The sequence below is a fragment of the Embleya sp. AB8 genome (genome assembly GCF_049739465.1).
GTDB lineage: Bacteria > Actinomycetota > Actinomycetes > Streptomycetales > Streptomycetaceae > Embleya.
The window spans coordinates 178,394-196,056 of record NZ_JBMHHY010000012.1 but is presented as its reverse complement, the minus strand read 5'-3'; the positions used below and the strand labels follow the sequence as shown (position 1 = coordinate 196,056).

At 71.3% G+C, this 17,663-nt stretch carries 20 protein-coding genes; 8 read left to right on the top strand and 12 right to left on the bottom strand.

Annotated features, from left to right (window positions below; genetic code table 11):
• Positions 1-94 precede the first annotated feature (94 nt).
• Positions 95-1,078 carry a 23S rRNA (guanosine(2251)-2'-O)-methyltransferase RlmB gene (rlmB, locus tag ABIA38_RS19465; protein ID WP_424639958.1) on the top strand — a complete coding sequence of 328 codons (984 nt, stop codon included), beginning with the start codon at positions 95-97 and terminating at the stop codon, positions 1,076-1,078.
• Positions 1,079-1,575: 497 nt separating this feature from the next.
• The gene (locus tag ABIA38_RS19460) at positions 1,576-2,817 is read left to right on the top strand and encodes a TQO small subunit DoxD (RefSeq protein WP_424639957.1); all 1,242 of its coding nucleotides are present in this window, start codon (positions 1,576-1,578) and stop codon (positions 2,815-2,817) included.
• A gap of 58 nt (positions 2,818-2,875) precedes the next feature.
• Here ABIA38_RS19460 and ABIA38_RS19455 read toward each other — a convergent pair whose 3' ends face one another.
• Both ABIA38_RS19455 and ABIA38_RS19450 read right to left on the bottom strand, forming a co-directional pair.
• Positions 2,876-3,304, bottom strand: coding sequence for a PPOX class F420-dependent oxidoreductase (locus ABIA38_RS19455; RefSeq protein ID WP_424639956.1), 429 nt, complete (start codon positions 3,302-3,304; stop codon positions 2,876-2,878).
• A gap of 305 nt (positions 3,305-3,609) precedes the next feature.
• Complete coding sequence (locus ABIA38_RS19450; RefSeq protein ID WP_424640062.1) at positions 3,610-4,716, bottom strand: ABC transporter ATP-binding protein; 1,107 nt, start codon at positions 4,714-4,716, stop codon at positions 3,610-3,612.
• 232 nt (positions 4,717-4,948) lie between these two features.
• On the opposite strand from ABIA38_RS19450, the gene ABIA38_RS19445 reads away from it, so the two are divergent.
• Positions 4,949-5,968 carry a LacI family DNA-binding transcriptional regulator gene (locus ABIA38_RS19445; RefSeq protein ID WP_424639955.1) on the top strand — a complete coding sequence of 340 codons (1,020 nt, stop codon included), beginning with the start codon at positions 4,949-4,951 and terminating at the stop codon, positions 5,966-5,968.
• Positions 5,969-6,225: 257 nt separating this feature from the next.
• Here ABIA38_RS19445 and ABIA38_RS19440 read toward each other — a convergent pair whose 3' ends face one another.
• A complete protein-coding gene (locus tag ABIA38_RS19440) occupies positions 6,226-7,074 on the bottom strand; it encodes a tyrosine-type recombinase/integrase (RefSeq protein WP_424639954.1) in 849 nt (282 codons plus the stop codon).
• A 237-nt stretch (positions 7,075-7,311) separates the two neighbouring features.
• Between ABIA38_RS19440 and ABIA38_RS19435 the strand changes: the two genes are divergently transcribed.
• Positions 7,312-7,773, top strand: a complete 462-nt coding sequence (locus ABIA38_RS19435) for an NUDIX domain-containing protein (protein ID WP_424639953.1) — start codon at positions 7,312-7,314, stop codon at positions 7,771-7,773.
• Here the strand turns inward: ABIA38_RS19435 and ABIA38_RS19430 are convergent.
• Positions 7,770-9,173, bottom strand: coding sequence for a helix-turn-helix domain-containing protein (locus tag ABIA38_RS19430; protein WP_424639952.1), 1,404 nt, complete (start codon positions 9,171-9,173; stop codon positions 7,770-7,772). The genes ABIA38_RS19435 and ABIA38_RS19430 overlap by 4 nt on opposite strands.
• A gap of 179 nt (positions 9,174-9,352) precedes the next feature.
• On the opposite strand from ABIA38_RS19430, the gene ABIA38_RS19425 reads away from it, so the two are divergent.
• The 4 genes from ABIA38_RS19425 to murA all read left to right on the top strand — a co-directional run bounded on the left by ABIA38_RS19425 (position 9,353) and on the right by murA (position 13,379).
• Entirely contained in the window at positions 9,353-10,468 is a 1,116-nt protein-coding gene (locus ABIA38_RS19425; protein WP_424639951.1) for a glycosyltransferase family 4 protein, read from the top strand.
• The gene (locus tag ABIA38_RS19420; protein ID WP_424639950.1) at positions 10,465-11,193 is read left to right on the top strand and encodes a transferase; all 729 of its coding nucleotides are present in this window, start codon (positions 10,465-10,467) and stop codon (positions 11,191-11,193) included. The genes ABIA38_RS19425 and ABIA38_RS19420 overlap by 4 nt, the downstream gene beginning before the upstream one ends.
• Before the next feature lie 14 nt (positions 11,194-11,207).
• Complete coding sequence (locus tag ABIA38_RS19415; RefSeq protein WP_424639949.1) at positions 11,208-11,963, top strand: class II aldolase/adducin family protein; 756 nt, start codon at positions 11,208-11,210, stop codon at positions 11,961-11,963.
• A 93-nt stretch (positions 11,964-12,056) separates the two neighbouring features.
• Positions 12,057-13,379 (top strand): UDP-N-acetylglucosamine 1-carboxyvinyltransferase, encoded by a 1,323-nt coding sequence (murA, locus tag ABIA38_RS19410; protein WP_424640061.1) that lies wholly within the window; start codon positions 12,057-12,059, stop codon positions 13,377-13,379.
• A gap of 67 nt (positions 13,380-13,446) precedes the next feature.
• Here the strand turns inward: murA and ABIA38_RS19405 are convergent, their stop codons facing one another.
• The 8 genes from ABIA38_RS19405 to ABIA38_RS19370 all read right to left on the bottom strand — a co-directional run bounded on the left by ABIA38_RS19405 (position 13,447) and on the right by ABIA38_RS19370 (position 17,437).
• The gene (locus tag ABIA38_RS19405) at positions 13,447-14,235 is read right to left on the bottom strand and encodes an endonuclease/exonuclease/phosphatase family protein (RefSeq protein WP_424639948.1); all 789 of its coding nucleotides are present in this window, start codon (positions 14,233-14,235) and stop codon (positions 13,447-13,449) included.
• 114 nt (positions 14,236-14,349) lie between these two features.
• Entirely contained in the window at positions 14,350-14,637 is a 288-nt protein-coding gene (locus tag ABIA38_RS19400; RefSeq protein WP_424639947.1) for a hypothetical protein, read from the bottom strand.
• A 28-nt stretch (positions 14,638-14,665) separates the two neighbouring features.
• The gene (locus ABIA38_RS19395) at positions 14,666-15,106 is read right to left on the bottom strand and encodes a hypothetical protein (protein WP_424639946.1); all 441 of its coding nucleotides are present in this window, start codon (positions 15,104-15,106) and stop codon (positions 14,666-14,668) included.
• Positions 15,103-15,618 carry a hypothetical protein gene (locus tag ABIA38_RS19390; RefSeq protein WP_424639945.1) on the bottom strand — a complete coding sequence of 172 codons (516 nt, stop codon included), beginning with the start codon at positions 15,616-15,618 and terminating at the stop codon, positions 15,103-15,105. The genes ABIA38_RS19395 and ABIA38_RS19390 overlap by 4 nt, the downstream gene beginning before the upstream one ends.
• A gap of 58 nt (positions 15,619-15,676) precedes the next feature.
• Positions 15,677-15,859, bottom strand: coding sequence for a hypothetical protein (locus ABIA38_RS19385; RefSeq protein ID WP_424639944.1), 183 nt, complete (start codon positions 15,857-15,859; stop codon positions 15,677-15,679).
• A 10-nt stretch (positions 15,860-15,869) separates the two neighbouring features.
• On the bottom strand, positions 15,870-16,295 hold the full coding sequence (locus ABIA38_RS19380) for an ATP-binding protein (RefSeq protein WP_424639943.1): 426 nt from the start codon (positions 16,293-16,295) through the stop codon (positions 15,870-15,872).
• A 91-nt stretch (positions 16,296-16,386) separates the two neighbouring features.
• The gene (locus tag ABIA38_RS19375) at positions 16,387-16,965 is read right to left on the bottom strand and encodes a hypothetical protein (RefSeq protein ID WP_424639942.1); all 579 of its coding nucleotides are present in this window, start codon (positions 16,963-16,965) and stop codon (positions 16,387-16,389) included.
• A gap of 145 nt (positions 16,966-17,110) precedes the next feature.
• A complete protein-coding gene (locus ABIA38_RS19370) occupies positions 17,111-17,437 on the bottom strand; it encodes a hypothetical protein (protein WP_424639941.1) in 327 nt (108 codons plus the stop codon).
• Positions 17,438-17,663 lie beyond the last annotated feature (226 nt).

Below are 17,663 nucleotides of genomic sequence, written 5' to 3'. Positions count from 1 at the left end.
GGGCCGGCCGTACGGTTGTAGCGGCGGTCGTCCTCCGGGCGACCGGAGATCGCAGTGCAGCTGCTGTGGAAGCAATCGAAGGGATGTACCCGTCATGGCCGGCAACACGGAGCGCCGTAACAAGCGCAACGAGGGAAGCAAGAAGGGGCCCTCGGTCGGCACTGGTGGGCACAGCCGCCGGGCGCTCAAGGGCAAGGGGCCGACGCCGCCCGCCGAGATGCGCAAGGGGCACGCCAAGCAGCGCGCCGCGAACGCCGCGGCCAAGCGCAAGGCCGGCGCGCCGACCACCAGGCGGGCCGCCGCCGGGGGCCGGCCCGGGCGCGGCGGCAAGAGCTCGAACGAGCTGGTCGCCGGGCGCAACTCGGTACTCGAGGTGCTGCGCGCGGACGCGCCGGCCACGTCGTTGTTCATCGCGCAGTACATCGACAGCGACGACCGGGTGCGCGAGGCGATGAAGATCGCCAACGTGCGGGGCATCCCGCTGATGGAGATTCCGCGTCCCGAGCTGGACCGGATGACCGACGGCGCGATCCACCAGGGCCTGGTGCTCCAGATGCCGCCGTACGAGTACGCGCACCCCGAGGACCTGGTGGTGGAGGCACACGATCGCGGCGAGACGCCGATCATCGTCGCCCTCGACAGCGTCACCGACCCGCGCAACCTCGGCGCGGTGATCCGCTCGGCGGCGGCCTTCGGCGGGCACGGCGTGGTCGTACCCGAGCGGCGCGCGGCCGGGATGACGGCGGGCGCCTGGAAGTCCTCGGCAGGCGCGGCGACGCGCGTTCCGGTGGCCCGGGCGGCCAACCTCACCCGGGCCCTGGAGGCGTACAAGAAGGCGGGTCTGACCGTGGTCGGCCTGGCCGCCGACGGCGACATCTCGCTGGAGGAACTGGCGGCGGCGACCGAGCCACTCGTGGTGGTCGTCGGCTCCGAGGGCAAGGGCCTGGGCCGACTGGTCCAGGAGACCTGCGACATCACCGTGCGAATCCCGATGGCAGGCGGCAACGAGTCCCTGAACGCGGGCGTCGCGGCAAGCATCGTCCTGTACGAGGTGGCCAGGCGCCGCGCGGCCGGGTAGGGCTGGCTGTTGGGCGGCTTCGCCGCCGGCTCGCGAGATACCGCTTTTTTGCTCCCCCGCTTCGCTCCTCCGCAAAAAAGCGGTATCTCGCTCGGGGTGGGGTGTCCCTCCGCTTCGCTCCGGGCCACCCCACCCAAGCTTTGCGGCTCCGCCACTCTCCGCGCTTCGCGCGTCGATCACTTGGGGCGGCCACGGTCGTGGGCGCTGACGCGCCGAACCGCAGCCACCGTCGGTGACTCGGGGGAAGGCCCGCCTCGAAACCGCAGCCGGACCGGCGCGCCCGAGGCGCGCCCGAGGCGCGAGCGCGGCGGGCGGGCCGGGGACGGGTGCAGAGCGAGCAGCGTGCCCGGGTCGCAGGACGGGCGGGCGGGTCCGGAGGCGGGCGTGGGTGTCGGTCGGGGCGGCGCAGTCTAGCGCCGTGTCTGGGGACTCGGGGCCGGGATCGGCTAATCCGGGTCCGGCCGCATCCTCCGGGGACCTCGGGCGGTTATTGATGCGTGGACACCAGATCGGAAGGCAGCTTCGGCGGTGTTGTCGGGCTGCTGCCCTCGCCCGCGGCGGTGCGCGACCCCGGCGATCCGGCGGCGGTCGCCACCCCCACGAAGACCCTGCGGGTGGTGATCGGCGGCCCCCGGGTCGGCGGCGCACCCGGACCCGTGCCCGGCCCGCGCGGAGAGGCGGACGACGCCACCACGCGGCTCCCGGTGATCCGGGACGCGCCCCGGCGGCGAGTACCGCCGGTCGCGCGCGAGCGGGACGGCACGTCGTCCGCGACGCCGGCGCATGCGCGGCGGGCCGGGCTCCAGGGCGGCACGGTGTTGTTGCCGCTGCGGCTGTTCCTGGGCGGGGCGTTCCTGGTCGAGGGCCTGCGCAAGTTGTACGCGCCGGGCTTCCTGGACCCGGGTTCGACCGGTTCGTTCGGGCACCGGATCGGGGTGCTGCGCGACGGCAGCCTGGCGCCGTCGGTGCTGGACCTGGCGGCGGACCACGCGATCGCGACCGGCCTGCTGTTCGCGTTCGGGCAGGTGGTGGTCGGCTTCGCGGTCGTGCTCGGGTTGTGGACGCGGTTGGCCGGGCTGCTCGGGATGTTGTTGTCGCTGGGCGTGCTGATCGCGGTGGGCAGCGGCTCGTCGCCGTACCACGCGCCCTACGTGGTCTTCCTGGCCGCGTTCAGTCCGCTCGCACTCGCCGGTGCGCCGATGTACTCGGCGGACGCGTGGTTGTCGCTGCGCACCTGGCGCGGTCCGATCATCACGCCGGTGCGGGCTCGGCGGCGCAAGCTGGGCTATGGCTCGATGCTGGCCTGCGCGGGGGTCGGTGCGACGCTGCTCGCGGGTTCGTTCCTGGGCGGCAGCCACCGGCAGCTCGACGATTCGGACACCGGCCGGGGCGGCTCGGGCCGCCCGGCCTCCACCGGGCCGATCGCCCCCGCCGCCGGTCAGCCGGGCGGCGCGGTGGCCGGTCAGCCCCGCCCGCCGGTCACGGACGCGGCGACACCCGGTCCGGGCAAGGCCGGCGCCCAGCCGCAAGGCGGCGCGCCGCGCGCCGCGACCACGCCGCAGCCGAGCGCTCGTACGGCCACCTCGAAGCCGATCCCGGCGGAGCCCGAGGACAAGAAGCCGGGTACGCCCCCGCCCGCTCCCGCCGGCTCGGCGCCCGCGCCCACCGGCGTGCCCGTCGGCAACGCGCCCAAGCCCGCCGGCGCCGCCAGGCCACTCGTCGGCGGCCTCCTCGGCTGAGTACACGTGCGCAGGGGCCCGCTCGCCGAGTCGGGCCCCTGCGGCGTGTTCGCCCGGGTCAGCCGGTGATGTTGCGGTCGGCGACCACGTGGTGGATGTGTACGTGGACCACCTGTTCGCCGGCGGCCGGGGGGCGGTCCACCACCTTGTCGGGGCCCATGTAGCGGGCGGCGATTCGGGTGGGCCAGGTGCGCAGGTCGGCCGGGTCGGTGGACAGGCGGGCCTCACCCTCGACGACCACGTAGGCGTACGGCGGCCGATCGTCGTCCACGCACAGGCTCACGCGCGGGTCGTTGGCCAGATTGCGGCCCTTGACCGATGACGCGAACGTGGTGAAGACCAGCTCCACGGTGTGGCCACGATCGTCGAGGTCGAACCAGATCGGGGCCACGTGCGGCCGGCCGTCGGGGCGTACGGTGGCGAGCTTCCCGGTGCGCGGGCCGGCCAGGAGGAAGGCCCGCCACTCGGTCTCGGTCATGCGTTCCATGCTCCGAGTCTCGCCGCACTCGGCCCGGAAGGCACGGTTGCGCCGCACGCGGCCCGGGGGTTTGCCGGCCCGCTCCACCCGTTGCCTGCACCCCGATGGCTGCGGTTTCAGAGGCAGCCGGGCGGCCTGCTCCGGCCCCGCAGCCCCCGAGGTGGCCGCCCGGGATTTGTGGGATTGGCTGCGGTTTCGAGGCGGGCCGCCCCCGAGTCACCGACGGTGGCTGCGGGTTGGCGCGTCAGCGCCCACGAGACGGGCCCACCCAAGTGGTCGACGCGCGAAGCGCGGAGAGCGGCGAAGCCGCCCGACTAGTCGTGCAGGCGTTCGCCGGACTTCGTGGAGAACAGGTGGGTTTCGCCGACCGTGGGGACCACGTGCAGGACGCTGCCCTTTTCCGGGACGTCGCGGCCCGGGACGCGGACGACCAGCGGCTTGTTCTCGCCGTCGATGGTGACCGAGCCGTAGACGAAGGCGTCCGAGCCGAGTTCCTCGACCACGTCGACCGAGACCGCGAGGCCCTTGTCCTTGGTCGTGCCCTCGGCCGAGTTGATCTTCAGGTGCTCGGGGCGCACGCCCAGGGTCACCTTGCCCGCGCCCTCGGCCACCGCCGCTTCGCGTGCCTCGCGGGAGACCGGGACGACCGCGTCGCCGAAGCGGATGCCGTCCTCGGCCAGTTCCACCTCGATCAGGTTCATCGCGGGCGAGCCGATGAAGCCGGCCACGAACACGTTGGCGGGGCGGTCGTACATGTTGCGCGGGGTGTCCACCTGCTGCAGCAGACCGTCCTTGAGCACCGCGACCCGGTCGCCCATGGTCATCGCCTCGACCTGGTCGTGCGTGACGTAGACGGTGGTGATGCCCAGTCGGCGCTGGAGGCCGGCGATCTGGGTGCGGGTCTGTACCCGCAGCTTGGCGTCCAGGTTGGACAGCGGCTCGTCCATCAGGAAGACCTGCGGCTCGCGGACGATCGCGCGACCCATCGCGACGCGCTGGCGCTGACCGCCGGAGAGCGCCTTCGGCTTGCGGTCCAGGTATTCGGTGAGGTCGAGGATCTTCGCGGCCTCTTCGACCTTGGCCCGGATCTGCTTCTTGTCGACGCCGGCGATCTTGAGCGCGAAGCCCATGTTCTCGGCGACCGTCATGTGCGGGTAGAGCGCGTAGTTCTGGAACACCATCGCGATGTCGCGGTCCTTGGGCTCCAGGTTGGTGACCTCGCGGTCGCCGATGTGGATCGAGCCGCCGGTGACCTCCTCGAGACCCGCGAGCATGCGCAGGGAGGTGGACTTGCCGCAGCCGGAGGGGCCGACCAGGACGAGGAACTCGCCGTCCGCGATCTCCAGGTCGAGCGCGTTGACGGACGGGCGCTCGGCGCCCTTGTAGGTACAGGTCGCCTGCTTGTAGCTGACCGTGGCCATGGTGATGTGTCCTTCCACCGGCAGGAACGTGCCGGACGATCCGAGTGGAGGGTGAAGTACCCGGTGCGGACTTGCCCGGAGGCCGGGCAAGTGGTCTAGTCCATTGTGCGAGGACTGCGATCACCGTACCCGGGCGCACGGGATCTGTCAGCAGTCGGCTTCGCCCGAAATGTTTTGCGGGACCCGCAAAGCCCTGCGAAATCCTGCTGAAACTGTCACTAGGCTGCGGAGCATGAGGGCTCGGCTGGCGGACATCGCAACGCAGGCAGGGGTCAGCGAGGCGACCGTGAGTCGGGTTCTGAACAGCAAACCCGGAGTTGCGGACGACACTCGACGGGCCGTCCTGACCGCTCTCGACGTGCTCGGATACGAACGACCCGCGCGCCTTCGGCGGCGCAGCGCGGGTCTGGTGGGGCTGTTGCTCCCGGAGTTGGACAATCCGATCTTCCCGGCGTTTGCGCAGGTCATCGAGCGGGCGTTGGCGCACCACGGCTATACGCCGGTGTTGTGTACGCAGACCCCGGGCGGGGTCACCGAGGACGACTACACCGAACTGCTCCTGGAGCGCGGGGTGTCCGGGATCGTGTTCGTCTCCAGCCTGCACTCGGACTCGGGCGCGGACATGTCGCGCTATCTGCGCCTGGTCGAGCGCGGGCTGCCGATGGTGTTCGTCAACGGCTTCGCGGCGGGTGTGGACGCGCCGTTCATCTCCAGCGACGAGGCGGTCGCGGTGGAGTTGGCGATAGGGCACCTGGCCTCGCTGCGGCACACCAGGATCGGGCTCGCGGTCGGCCCCGAGCGTTATGTGCCCACCGCGCGCAAGATCGCGGGCTTTCGGCGCGGGTTGGCCGAGCGGTTCGGGGTGGCGGAGGCGGACGGCTGGATCGAGCGGTCGTTGTTCTCCGTCGAGGGCGGCCAGGCGGCGGCGGGTGCCCTGCTCGACCGGGGGGCCACCGCGATCGTCTGCGGCAGCGATCTGATGGCGCTGGGCGCGGTACGGGCGGCGCGCGAGCGCGGGTTGCGGGTGCCGCAGGACGTGTCGGTGGTGGGCTACGACGACTCGCCCCTGGTGGCGTTCACCGATCCGCCGCTGACCACGGTGCGCCAAGCGGTGCAGGCGATGGGCGCGGCGGCGGTCCGGGCGCTGTTGGACGAGATCGGTGGGGGCCGGGCGCCGCGTACGGAGTTGATCTACCGGCCCGAGCTGGTGGTGCGCGGTTCGACGGGACCGGCGCCGGACGCTCGGGGCTGAGCCGACGGGAGTTCGCGGTACGAAAGGGGCCGCCGGCCGCGTGATCGCGGCCGGCGGCCCCTTTGCCGAGCCCCGAGTCGGGTTCGAACCGACGACCCCGCGCTTACAAGGTGTGTCGCCTGCACCGACGTCCTCACCTGCATAAACGCAGGTGGCGAGACCACCGCAACGGCTAAAAGCGCGTGCTGTATTTCCGGACGAATTTCGCCCCGAAATTCACCCTCCCGGGGAGTAACTGGAGAACCGCTCCCACAGCATCACCCGCGCCACCCCTTGCCCTTCCGAGCCGCGCTGGGCAGCGCGTCGTAGCAGCCCCGACAGAACGGCCGCAGTCGACGGTCCTCCACCTCACCCGACATCGGGGAGACGATCGAGACGTCCACTAGGAGCGCGGGATCCGCGTCGCCCGTGCACATCTCCTTGCCCCAGTACATGTGAGCGTCGTGCCCGCACTGGCACGGTGACTGGCCGGGCTTCCCGACGGCCGGGTCGACGCCGAACGCCTCGTACGTGATCCGGGGCGGACGGGCCGCGCCGCCGCGAGCATTGCGCCCCCCGGAACGGAAGGCGTGGACGGACGTTCCGGCGAGCGCCTGCGTGGTCCGCGCTGCGGTCTCACGACTGACCGCACGGCCCAGGAAGGGCCCCTCGGTGCGGTCGCCCAGCGCGGCGCGGGCGAGGGCGGCGGTGGCGTCGCTCAAGGGGATCACCCGGTCGTCCGCGACGCTGGTCGCCGTCGCGGGGGCGGTCGCAGTGATCCGGTGCGCTTCCGGGTCCACGTCCCCCACGGCCAAGGCCAAGGCCTCGCCGACCCGCAGCCCGCCCTCCCACAGCAAGCCCCACAGGGCCCGGTGTGCCACCGGGATCGCGTCGTTGTCGACCAGCCTCCGGAACTCCTCGGGGGCGAGAGCGGGGGCATTGAGGTCGGCTCGGTGTCCCCGGCCCGGCCCGGCGGCGCGGGCGGCCTCCGCCTCGTCCTCGTCGTAGAGCTTGGCGCCTGTGGCGTCATCGCGGTCCCTCGCGTCGACCGGAGCGAGGATGTGCCGCGCTTGACCCTCGGTAACTCCCCACCGGGCCGCGCACTCACGTACTGTGATCAGCTGCATACGGCGAGACTTGCACGCAGGGTGCGTGTAAGTCAATGGGTCCGGACATCGGGAGCAAGCGGCGGGACCTGCGCGCCACCACACGCCGGTGTGCGGGGATAGGCGATCCGAGGTCCGTTGTCGCTGGGGACGGTGGGGTGCGCGTGCGGAGGGCATCCGAATGAACTTCCGACTGCAAGGCGAGGGCACGCAGAGTGTCGCGAGTCCAGAGACGATCAGATGATTAGCGTGCCGGGCATGAGTGATTCGAGGACGGTGACGGCAGCGGGTGCGTTGTTCCGGGACGAGGCGGATCGCCTCTTGCTGGTGCGTCCGACCTACAAGCCGGGTTGGGAGATTCCGGGCGGGGCGGCGGAAATGGGGGAGTCGCCCCTCGAAACGTGCCTGCGGGAGCTGCGCGAGGAGTTGGCGTTGGTGCCGCCGGAGCCCCTGCGTCTGCTCGTGGCGGACTGGGTACCGGTCACGGACCGACCCGGGGGGATGCGGTGGATCTTCGACGGCGGCGTACTGACGCCGGAGCGGATCGGCACGCTGCGGCTTCCGCCGGACGAGTTGAGCGCCTTCGAGTTCGTGTCCCCGGACCAGGTGTCGGACTACATGCCGCCTCGGCGCGCGCGCCGGGTGGAGACGGCGTTGGTCGCGCGCAAGCTGGGCTGTCCGGTGTACCTGGAGGCGGGCGAGGAACCGGGCGGGTTCTAGATCGTCGCGCGCGCCAGGGGGGCGACGCGTTCGCGGAGATCAGCACACGGTGTGATGTGTCGGTAGGGCGTAGTGGCGTCGAAGAGCTCGCTCAGGCGTTGCCGGACGCGGAACGAGTGCAACCCGGTCGCGGCGTCGACGGCGGCGTGGCCGGTCGTGCACGCCTGCTCGACGTCGCCTTGGCGCAGTCGGATTTTGGCGAGCTCGGTCAGGTCGAAGGCGGTCGAGCGGGGCGAGTCCGTACCGCGTAGGGCTAGCGATCGTTCGAAGCGGTCCGCGGAGCGGGCGAGTTGCCCGCGGTCGTGGACGGCGAGGTCGCGGTAGTCGGACGCGGTGGTACCGGCGAGTTCGGCGGCCGTGAAGTACCCGAGCCAGGTGGGGGCGTCCCCGGGAGCCGTGCGGGCGAACGCGTCCTCCGCCGTGCCGATCGCGCGATGGGTGTCCTGGATACGGCCGAGTTGCGCGCAGATCCACCCCTCGCGGGTGGCGAGCATGCTGTCGAGGCGGGGCATCTCGACGTCGCGAACCGTGTGTTGGGCCATCTGGACGAGGTCGAGCCCGGTCCGCAGGTGACCCAGCTCGACGCATTGGACGGCCATGGTCGCCAGGATGTGCGCGGCGAGGGCGGGGTCTCCGGCCTGGGCGGCGGCCTTGACGCCGAGTGTGTAGTAGGTCTGGGCGCGCTGGTGTTGGCCGATGTCCCACAGCACGCTGCCGGCGGTCTCGGCCAGGTCGGCGGTGATCCGGTAGAGCTCGGCCTGCGCGGCGGCGGGGTGGGGGTCGCGCAGGTGGTCCACGACTTCGTTGAGCTGCCCGATGACGGCCTTGCGCCGCAGACCGCCGCCGTACTGGACGTCCCAGGTACGAAATGCCGTGGCGGTGACCGCGAGATGGGCGAGTTCGTCGGGGCTGATGCCGCTCGAGGTGCCGTGGGGCAGGGCCGTGGACCCCTGGGTCAACCAGCGGCGCAGGGGGTTGACGAGCGCTCCGCCTGCGGCTGCCGCGCCTTCGACGAGTTCCCGGCGTCCGAGCATGAGATCCCCTCGCGTGGCGCGGTCGAGTTCTTCCACGATATGCGCGGGTCCCCAGGCAGCGGTAGGTGCATGTCGGCCGTCCGAGGGAGGTGGGACGAGGGGGAGGAGGTCGGACGGGATGTCGAGTCCGGCGGCGACGCGGGCGATCACGGCAACGGTGGTGGCGCGGTGGACGCGGTTCTCGTATTCGGACACCGCCGACTGCGGGATGTCGACGATCTCACCGACGCGTTGTTGCGACAGGCCGGTGTGACGGCGGTAGGCGCGCAGGATGGCGCCGACGTCGAGGGCCCGGCACGCATCGCGCAGGTCGGGCCGCGACCACAGGTCGGCCGGGACGGAGCGCGGACGCTGCTGTTGCGGCATGGGTGCCCCCGGAATCCATCTGATCGCTGTGAGCCAGCATGGCGGCACGGCGGGTGATCAACCATCGGAACGTCCCATATAGGCGACTCCCATTCCCGATCCGTCCTGCGCGCGGCGAGGCTCGGTCGTGCCGGCCCCACCGGAGCGGTCGGGCGATCGAGTGAAGGGGGACGACGGTGATGCCTCGGATCGTGCTCACGTGGTGCGCGACCGCGCGTGGGGGAGCGGAACGATCGGTGCCGGAACTGGCCCACGAGTTGGCGGCGTCCGGCCTGCCGGTCGCCGTGGTGTGGTGGCGGGCCGAGGGAGGCCCCGCATACCCGGGCGGGGACGGCGTCGAGGTCCACGAGGTCTCGGGGGTGGACGCCTACGCGCACGCCGTGGCACGGGCGTTGGGCCGGGACGGGGACGGCGTGGTGATCGGCAGCCACCGTACGATGCTGCTCGACCCGCGCCTGGTTCCCCCTCGGGTGCCGGTGATCGCCGTGGTGCGAGGGATTCTGCACCCCGCCCAGCCGTTCCGGGTCGTCGACCCCGATCGCGGCACTCTCGTGGAGTACACGCCCGGCACGCTGCCGTGGGACGAACTGGTGCCGGGGATCGCCCGATGGGTCGGCATCTCGCAGGCGTCGGCCGTGTCCGTGCGGGCGGTGGCGCCGGCCGAGGTACAGGTGTCGACGATTCTCAACGGCGTGTCCGTACCCGAATGGCGACCCCCGGCACCCGTGGGACACCCCGGAGTGCGCCTGGTCGCGGTGTGCCGGTCGGTCGCGTGGAAACGCCTGGACGTCCTCGTCGACGCGGTCGGCGCCATGCGCCACCGCGACCGCGTACGCCTGGACGTCTACGGCGAAGCGGGATCCGAACACCCGCGACTCGAACACCGCGCCGCGGCCCAGGGCGCACCGGTGACCTTCCACGGGTGGGCCGGCGACCTGGCCCGACACCTCGCCGGCGCGCACGCCCTCGTGTCGGCCTCCGACCAGGAAGGCTTCGGCCGCGGGATCCTCGACGCGGCCGGCGTCGCCGTCCCCGCGATCGTCCCCGACACCGGCGCCAACCCCGAACTCGTCCTGCACGGCATCACCGGCTACACCTACGACGCCACTGACCCGAGGCAACTGACCGAACGCCTCGACGAGGTAGCCAAGGCCGATCCCGCGACCCTCGCCGCCCTGGGATGGGCCGCACGCCGCCGGGCCCTGGGCCGGTTCACCCCGGCCCGCTGCGCCGACGAGTACCTGGAGCTGTGCCACGCGCTGCTTGCCCTGCGTCGGCCGGTCGGAGTCCGGTGAACACCCCGCGTCTGGGCGACTTCGTGTCGCTGGACTCCGACACAATGTTGCGCGCGTGGGGCCTGGGCGTGCTCGACGACGTCGAGATCGCCGACCTCGCGCGGGTGTGCCCCGCCGCGTACCGCACGGCGCGCGCACGCGCCGGCCACCGGATCGACCCCAGCGCCCGCGTGCACCCCACGGCCATCATCGGCGAGGACGTCCTGATCGGCCCGGACGTAACCGTCCACGAATACAGCACCGTTCGCGACGGCTCCGTTCTCTCGCGCGGCGTCAACGTCGGGCACAACTGCGAGGTCATCCGCACCGTCCTCGCGCAGGGCGTCTCCCTCGCCCACCGGATCTCGCTCGGCCGCACCATCGTGGGCCCCGGCGCCCACCTGGGTGCCCGCATCCTGGTGGCCTCGGTCCACCTGTGGAACCAGGACATGCGGGCACCTGACCGGGAAATCATCGTCCGCTTGCCCGACGGCACCGCATACGGCTGTGGCACCCCCAAGTTCGGCGCGGTCCTGGGCGACCGCTGCCGCGTGGCACCGGGCGTGGTGATGGGCCCCGGCACGCTCATCGGTCCCGACACCGTCGTCTACGGCGGCGTGCACCTGCCCGGGGCCGTGGTGCCGCCGCACACCGTCGTGCGCCCGCGCCACGACCCCACCGACACCATCCAGGAACCGCGCCGCCCCCACGTCTCCTACCTGCCCGTACTCGAACCCGCCTCCTGAAGAAAGGCAAACCCATGCACTACACGAGCGAGCGCGAACACGCCGTCGAGATCGTCCACGAACTGATCCGCTGGAGCGTCCTCCAGCCCGGAGGCGGCGCGGTCAGCATGCGTCTGGACGACGGCAACATCCTCATGTCGTCCACCACCCTGTCCTTCCGCTGGTGGAACATCACCACCGCCGACTTCGTCGTCCTGGACCCCCACGGCAACGTGGTCGAGAAGACCGGACCGCTCGGCGCCTCCGGTACCCCGATGCACCTGGCCCTGTACGAGGCTTTCCCCGCCTGCCACGGCATCGCGCACGCCCACCCCCCGTACGCGCTGGCGTTCGCGTCCCTGGGCGAGACCATCCCCTCCGTCACCAACCAGCTCGACACCCTCGGAGAGATCCCGTGCGTGGCGGCGGACGACCGCGCCATCAAGCGCCGGGTCGCCGACGGCTTCACCGCCATGCCGATGATTCCCGGGGTCGCCCAGTCCCCCGGCCCCTACGCCGTCAACATGGAACTCATCCCCCAGGTGCTTGCCCACCTCGCACCCCGCGCGGACGAACTCGACCGACACGGCCTCGGATTCACCATCTACCGGCACGGCGCCATGACCATCGGCCGCACCCTCCACGAGGCCGCCAACAACCTCCACCGAATCGAGTCCGGAGCGCACGCCGCCCTCCTCCAGGCCACCCTGCTCGGCGGGCTGTCACACGTGCGTACCAACCCCCTCTTCACCCCCGATCACGCCCCCGAGGACGCCCGCGCCTCTGCTTAGATCGGTTCGCGCCGACACTGGGCGTATCCACCCGATCACAACGGAGGAATCCCGTCCGTGGAGGCGAACAACACGAACACCGCGGCCCAGACCATGGCCGCCGACCGGCATCTGTACCGCGTCACCGGCGGGGAACCGCTGCGCGGCGCGGTACAGGTAGCCGGTGCCAAGAACAGCGTGACGAAACTCCTCGTGGCCACCCTGCTCACCACCGAGCCCTGTGTGCTGAGCAGGGTGCCGCGCATTGTCGAGGTCCAGATCGTCCTGGACATGCTCGCCGAGCTGGGCACCCACGTCGAATGGCTCGACGAACACACCGTGCGCGTCGCCACGCCCACGGTCGTCAACCCGTCCCTGTCCGAGGTGTACAGCGGCGTCAACCGCATCCCCATCCTCATGATGGGCCCCCTCCTGCACCGCGTTGGCGAGACCGTCGTTCCCCTGCCCGGCGGCTGCCGCATCGGAAAGCGCCCCGTCGACTTCCACCTGAGCGGCCTGCGCGCCATGGGCGCCGAGATCACCGAACAGCTCCGCTCCGTCCGAGTGAAGGCGCTCGGACTCAAGGCGGCACACATCGAGCTGCCGTTCCCCAGCGTCGGCGCCACCGAGAACCTGCTCCTGGCCGCCGTCCTCGCCCAGGGCACCACCGTCATCTCCAACGCGGCGGTCGAACCCGAGATCATCGACCTGATCATGTTCCTGCAACAGATGGGCGCCCTCGTCGACGTCCGTGTCGACCGAACCATCGTCGTCCAGGGCGTATCCCGCCTGCGCGGCGCCCGCCATGCCCCGATCCCCGACCGCATCGAGGCCGCGAGCTTCGCCGCCGCCGCCGTCGCCACCAACGGACGCGTCGAAGTCGTGGGCGCCGTTCAGGAACACATGACCACCTTTCTCAACCACCTCCGGAAACTCGGAGGCGAGTTCGAGGTCACCGAACACGGGCTCGCCTTCCACCGCGCCCGCGACCTGAGCGCCGTCCACGTCCAGACCGACGTGCACCCCGGATGCATGACCGACTGGCAACAGCCCCTGACCGTGCTGCTCACCCAGGCCAACGGCGCGTCCGTGATCCACGAGACCATCTACGAGGACCGGTTCGGCTACACTCGCCAACTTGCCGACATGGGCGCCAACGTCATCCTCAGTACCGACTGCCTCGGCGGCAAACCCTGCCGCTTCGCCAGCCGCGACTTCGAACACTCCGCCGTCGTCCTCGGGCGCACCCCCCTCACCGGCGGCGACCTCGAAATCCCCGACCTCCGCGCTGGCTTCGCCTACCTGCTCGCCGCCCTCATCGCCCGAGGCGACAGCACCATCAGCGGCACCCGCTTCGTCGAACGCGGCTACGAAGACCCCGTCGGGAAACTCGCCTCCATCGGCGCACTGATCCAAACAACCCCCGCCGCCCCGTAGCCACGGGCGACGCGCGCACCGCCGTGAACAGCCCGACGGTGCGCGCGTCCAGCGCGAGGTGTGGTGCTCAGGCCAGGGTCCGCTCGGGTTCGATCGTCGGATCGCCCACCGACAACGGCGCCGTCGCGGCAACCGCTAGTGAAATGGAAAGGCTGGAGTGGTCGGTGAGCCGGTAGGCCCCGGTACGCGGCTCGTGGTCGTACGCACAGCCGCTCAGGGTGTCCAGGAGCAGCTTCGACACATGGGCGTGGTCGTACCGGTAGCCGTCCCCGGTCCGGCCGACCCACGAGTACTCGCGCGCGGTCGCGTGCAGTTCGCGGTACGCATCCCGGTACCCGGCCTCCGCGAGGCCGTCGTAGAACTCGTACTCGAACGGCCGGAGCACCTTGTAGCGTGGCACGTGATTGCGTTCCAGGACGTTGAGGTCGCCGATCACGACCCGCGCCCCAACCGCGCCGCTCGGCAGCGCCGTCGAAATCTCCTCCAGGAACCGCCGCTTGCGCTCGGTCTTCTCCGGTGTCGCATCGCGCGAGGGTACGTACAGGCCGATCACGTCGAGCGGCCCTCGGTCGGTGTCCACGGTCACCGCGACCGCGCGATGCGGCAGGTAGTCGACCCAGAACGATGCCGGACGCATGGCGAGGCGGCTCACGACCATCACCCCACGCTCGCGCCACCCCGGCCGAGGAAACGCCACCTCGTACCCGGCCGCGGTGAACCGCTCAGCCAAGTGGTTGCATCCGACGCTGTCCGCCGTCTCCGTGAGCACCAGGACCTGCTCCGGGCGTGCCGCGAGATACGCGACCTGCTGACGCGCCCTCACCAGCGACGGGTTGTTGAGGTTGAACGTCAGCATCCCACAGGCTCCTTGCGTGATCATCAATAACCTTCCGTCCCAGTTCGGAAATCGCCCCGGCCGCGGCTGGAGATCGGGGGCCGGAGTACATCCGGCCCCCGTGCGCACGTGGCGTCAGCGCCCAAATTTGTGTTCCCCACGGCGCGGCATGTCCGCGAACCGCAGCGGGTGGCCGGGGCCGTTCCATACGATCCGCAGCATGTGCGCAACGTGGTGTCGGCGGCGCCAGTTCGCCACCAGATCCGGGGCGATCATCAGGTCCGACCGCTCCCAGTACGCGCATTCCCCGCAGGTGGCCACCTGTTCGCCGACCGCGCGGTGAACGGTCATGTGATGCCCCACCAGCATCCACAACGCCACCGAACGGCCGGCGCGCCCCTCGGCGGCGAGATCGACGCACATCCGGCATGGGGACGCCGGCGTCCCCCGGCTAGGCAACGCGATGCCGGCCGCTCTCATCGGCCTGCTCGATCTCGGGCGCGCTGCTCTCGCAAGCGTTGAGGCTCCCGGCGGGGGCCAGGATGTGCCACCCGTCCGCCGCGAGCGCGGCCAGACATTTCGCATACCGCGCCTGGACGTCGGCGTCGGAGCCCACCCACATGACCGTCGTCACGTGCTGGGCACGCGGCCCGAACGGCAGCACCCACAACCGCACGAACCCGGGCCGCGCCTGCGCCCACGCCCTGATGATCGACACCAGCGACCCGTCGGGACACGTCTCCATGTCGAACACGCCACCGCCCTCCGGGTGTACGAACGCTTCCCGGATGTACACCCCGGTGGGTGGCCTGATATCGAACTGCCCGCCGGACACGTCCCTGATCGCGTCGTCCAAGCGCCGGAAGGTCTCCTCCCGCGTCTCCCGGGTCACCAGTCCATCCACCTTCCGCGGCCGGCGTTGACGAGCCGGGTCAACGCTCGGACCGAGCACAAGCACCCTGGTTCCGTCACCGGGACCACCCACCAAGGCCCGTCGCGTTCGGGCATGTTCCGGTCGGGTGCGGGGATCAGCAGGGGCCGGCGCGCCGGCTCCAGGGTCGTCAGCGGCACGACCCAGCGCCGTCCCACGGAGTAGGGCACGAGACCGGTGTAGGTGCCGTCGTCGCGGTCGTGGGCCCCCGGCCGGAAGAACATCGGCCCGTCGATCACCGACGCCAGGTGTTCGGCGAACTCACCCGGCTCCCAACTGCCGAGCGCGGCATGAACTGCCCCGGCCTGGAGCGTCACGGCGGAGAACACCGTCCCCGGCACGAACCAACCGGCTCCGGCGTGCGCCCACTCCGCGCGCGCCTGTGGTGCCAACAGTGCCGCATCCAGAAGCCACTCCCACGGCTCGCCCCCCTCCGGCGACACGTCCGAAGGAACAGGGGGATCAATGGACATCGTGGATTCCTTCACGATCGAGAGAAGTGCGAGCGGCACAGAGGGGATGAATTGCTCGTCATTCGAAGACCCGGTGGTCCTGGTAGGCGCGGACGAGGGCTTCGAGGCGGCGGATGCACGGCTCGCAGACGTAGAACGGTCCGGCGCCCTCGTAGTCGGTGTGTACGGGGCCGAGCCACAGGACCGGCACGTCGACCTGCTCGCACCGCCAACACAGGCCGACCACCCATCGGCGATCCATTGCGCGCCCCTCACGTGGGGTCGTCCGCGACGGTCACGGTCACTTCGGCCCACACCCGCTTGCCGACGGGCAACGGCTCCACCCCCCACCGGCCCTCGGACAGCGCGTTCACCAGCGTCAGGCCCCGTCCGTCGACGGAACCGGTGTCCGGAGGCCGGACCAGCGGCATGACGTCCGACCTGTCCACCACGAACACGCGCACCAACCGCGGCCCCATCCACCGCACGCCGACGCGGATCGTCGGCGTAGCGGCGTGCCGGTGGGCGTTCGACATCAGCTCGGTGACGACGACGAGCGCACCGTCGTCGTCGTCCGCGAGGCCCCACCCGGCCAGGGCCGAGGTCACCAACCGGCGGGCCTCCCGGGCGGATTCCGGCAGGGACGGCAGGCTCTTCGTGTGGACATGCCTACCGATGGCGCGGGGGGCGCCCGCCATCGGGCTGCTGCTCCGCACCTGTGCGATGGCCTCGCCGGCCGGCTCTACGGTCCGGCGGACCGTGGCCCGTCTCGACGGCAACCACCCGGGCCTAATCACCCCGACCGCCAGTGAAGCAACGGTTCCGTTGCCAGCCGGCGTCAAGAAGGGCCGCGAGCCGCGCAGCGGTGCACAAGTCCGGTCCGGTGGCCGGGACGACCCACCACGAGTCCCCGTCGACTCGCGGCCGGTATCGGCCCGGTGCGGGAACCCGCACGAAGGCGTGCGTGCCGATCCGCCGCGTGGGCGGCATGTCCCACGCCTCCCCGTCGCTCACGGACAACAGGACCGTGTACTCCTCGTCGAGGTCGAACCGCGACGGGCGGTAGTAGACCGGCCCGTCGAGGGCCTCGGCGAGCGGCGCGGCGGCCTCCTCCGGACTCCGCCTGTCGACGGCGGCGTGGATCAGGGGGGCCGGGACGGCGACGGCGGAGAACACGGAGCCCGGTTGCAACCAGGCCGCACCCGACCGGAACCACTCGCCCTCGGCGTTGCCCATCGGCGAGGCGGCCTTCAACCGTTGGCCGAGCTTCAGCGCCCACTCGACGCGCAGCGCGCTTAAGGCGTGTTCGGTGCGCATCGCATGGGCGGCGGGGGATACGCCACCGATCGTGTTCGGGACGTGCGGCATCGCAACTCCTGGCGGTGATTGCTCACCCGGCCGGCGACCCATGGCGCCCGGCCAGGTCAAAGGGGAAGAAGGTTCGACGGGATGACGCTCACCGTCGACTCGGTGCCGCCCGCGGCACGTGGCGCATCGCGGGGGCGCAGAACGGTTAGTGCTCGGGGATCGGCTCGGACAGCCAGTACGTCGGATCCTCGACGGCATCCTCGAGTTGCTCCATGAGGATCCGGTGCAACGTCACCGCGTCGACCAGCGGCGTGCGCACGGACGGTGGAGACCACCAGCGAACCTCGGATACCCGGCCGGCGCCTGCGGCGGGGATGCTGATGGTCGCCTTCGAACGGCTGTCGCGCACTACAACGCCCGGCGGCCATCGGCGGGTTCGCGCCAAGTTCGGTGCAGTCAGGAAGACCAGCATCTGCCCGTCCTCGAAGGCGATGCCGCCCGGCTGGCCCTCGGTCTCGACAGCGAGCGCCAAGGCCACGTCCAGGCCCCGGCGTCCGCCGATCCGGACCGCGTCGCAGTACCGGCCCGCGACAACTTCCGCCGGCTCGTGATCCGTTACCCAGTCCGGGAGGGACTCAGTGAACACGTCCGACGGGTGATCTGGCGTCATGCCCCCAGCATCACCGGCTCAGGACTACCGTGACCAGTGGTCGACCCGACACTGTGCGTGCACACGTGATACAGGATCCGGCCTCACA

Bases quoted from the DNA above. Each gene is read 5' to 3' on its own strand.
- rlmB (WP_424639958.1), top strand. From the start codon at position 95: ATGGCCGGCAACACGGAGCGCCGTAACAAGCGCAACGAGGGAAGCAAG.
- ABIA38_RS19455 (WP_424639956.1), bottom strand. From the start codon at position 3,304: ATGGAACGCATGACCGAGACCGAGTGGCGGGCCTTCCTCCTGGCCGGC.
- ABIA38_RS19450 (WP_424640062.1), bottom strand. From the start codon at position 4,716: ATGGCCACGGTCAGCTACAAGCAGGCGACCTGTACCTACAAGGGCGCC.
- ABIA38_RS19445 (WP_424639955.1), top strand. From the start codon at position 4,949: ATGAGGGCTCGGCTGGCGGACATCGCAACGCAGGCAGGGGTCAGCGAG.
- ABIA38_RS19440 (WP_424639954.1), bottom strand. From the start codon at position 7,074: ATGCAGCTGATCACAGTACGTGAGTGCGCGGCCCGGTGGGGAGTTACC.
- ABIA38_RS19435 (WP_424639953.1), top strand. From the start codon at position 7,312: ATGAGTGATTCGAGGACGGTGACGGCAGCGGGTGCGTTGTTCCGGGAC.
- ABIA38_RS19430 (WP_424639952.1), bottom strand. From the start codon at position 9,173: ATGCCGCAACAGCAGCGTCCGCGCTCCGTCCCGGCCGACCTGTGGTCG.
- ABIA38_RS19425 (WP_424639951.1), top strand. From the start codon at position 9,353: ATGCCTCGGATCGTGCTCACGTGGTGCGCGACCGCGCGTGGGGGAGCG.
- ABIA38_RS19415 (WP_424639949.1), top strand. From the start codon at position 11,208: ATGCACTACACGAGCGAGCGCGAACACGCCGTCGAGATCGTCCACGAA.
- murA (WP_424640061.1), top strand. From the start codon at position 12,057: ATGGCCGCCGACCGGCATCTGTACCGCGTCACCGGCGGGGAACCGCTG.
- ABIA38_RS19405 (WP_424639948.1), bottom strand. From the start codon at position 14,235: ATGCTGACGTTCAACCTCAACAACCCGTCGCTGGTGAGGGCGCGTCAG.
- ABIA38_RS19400 (WP_424639947.1), bottom strand. From the start codon at position 14,637: ATGTGCGTCGATCTCGCCGCCGAGGGGCGCGCCGGCCGTTCGGTGGCG.
- ABIA38_RS19390 (WP_424639945.1), bottom strand. From the start codon at position 15,618: ATGTCCATTGATCCCCCTGTTCCTTCGGACGTGTCGCCGGAGGGGGGC.
- ABIA38_RS19385 (WP_424639944.1), bottom strand. From the start codon at position 15,859: ATGGATCGCCGATGGGTGGTCGGCCTGTGTTGGCGGTGCGAGCAGGTC.
- ABIA38_RS19380 (WP_424639943.1), bottom strand. From the start codon at position 16,295: ATGGCGGGCGCCCCCCGCGCCATCGGTAGGCATGTCCACACGAAGAGC.
- ABIA38_RS19375 (WP_424639942.1), bottom strand. From the start codon at position 16,965: ATGCCGCACGTCCCGAACACGATCGGTGGCGTATCCCCCGCCGCCCAT.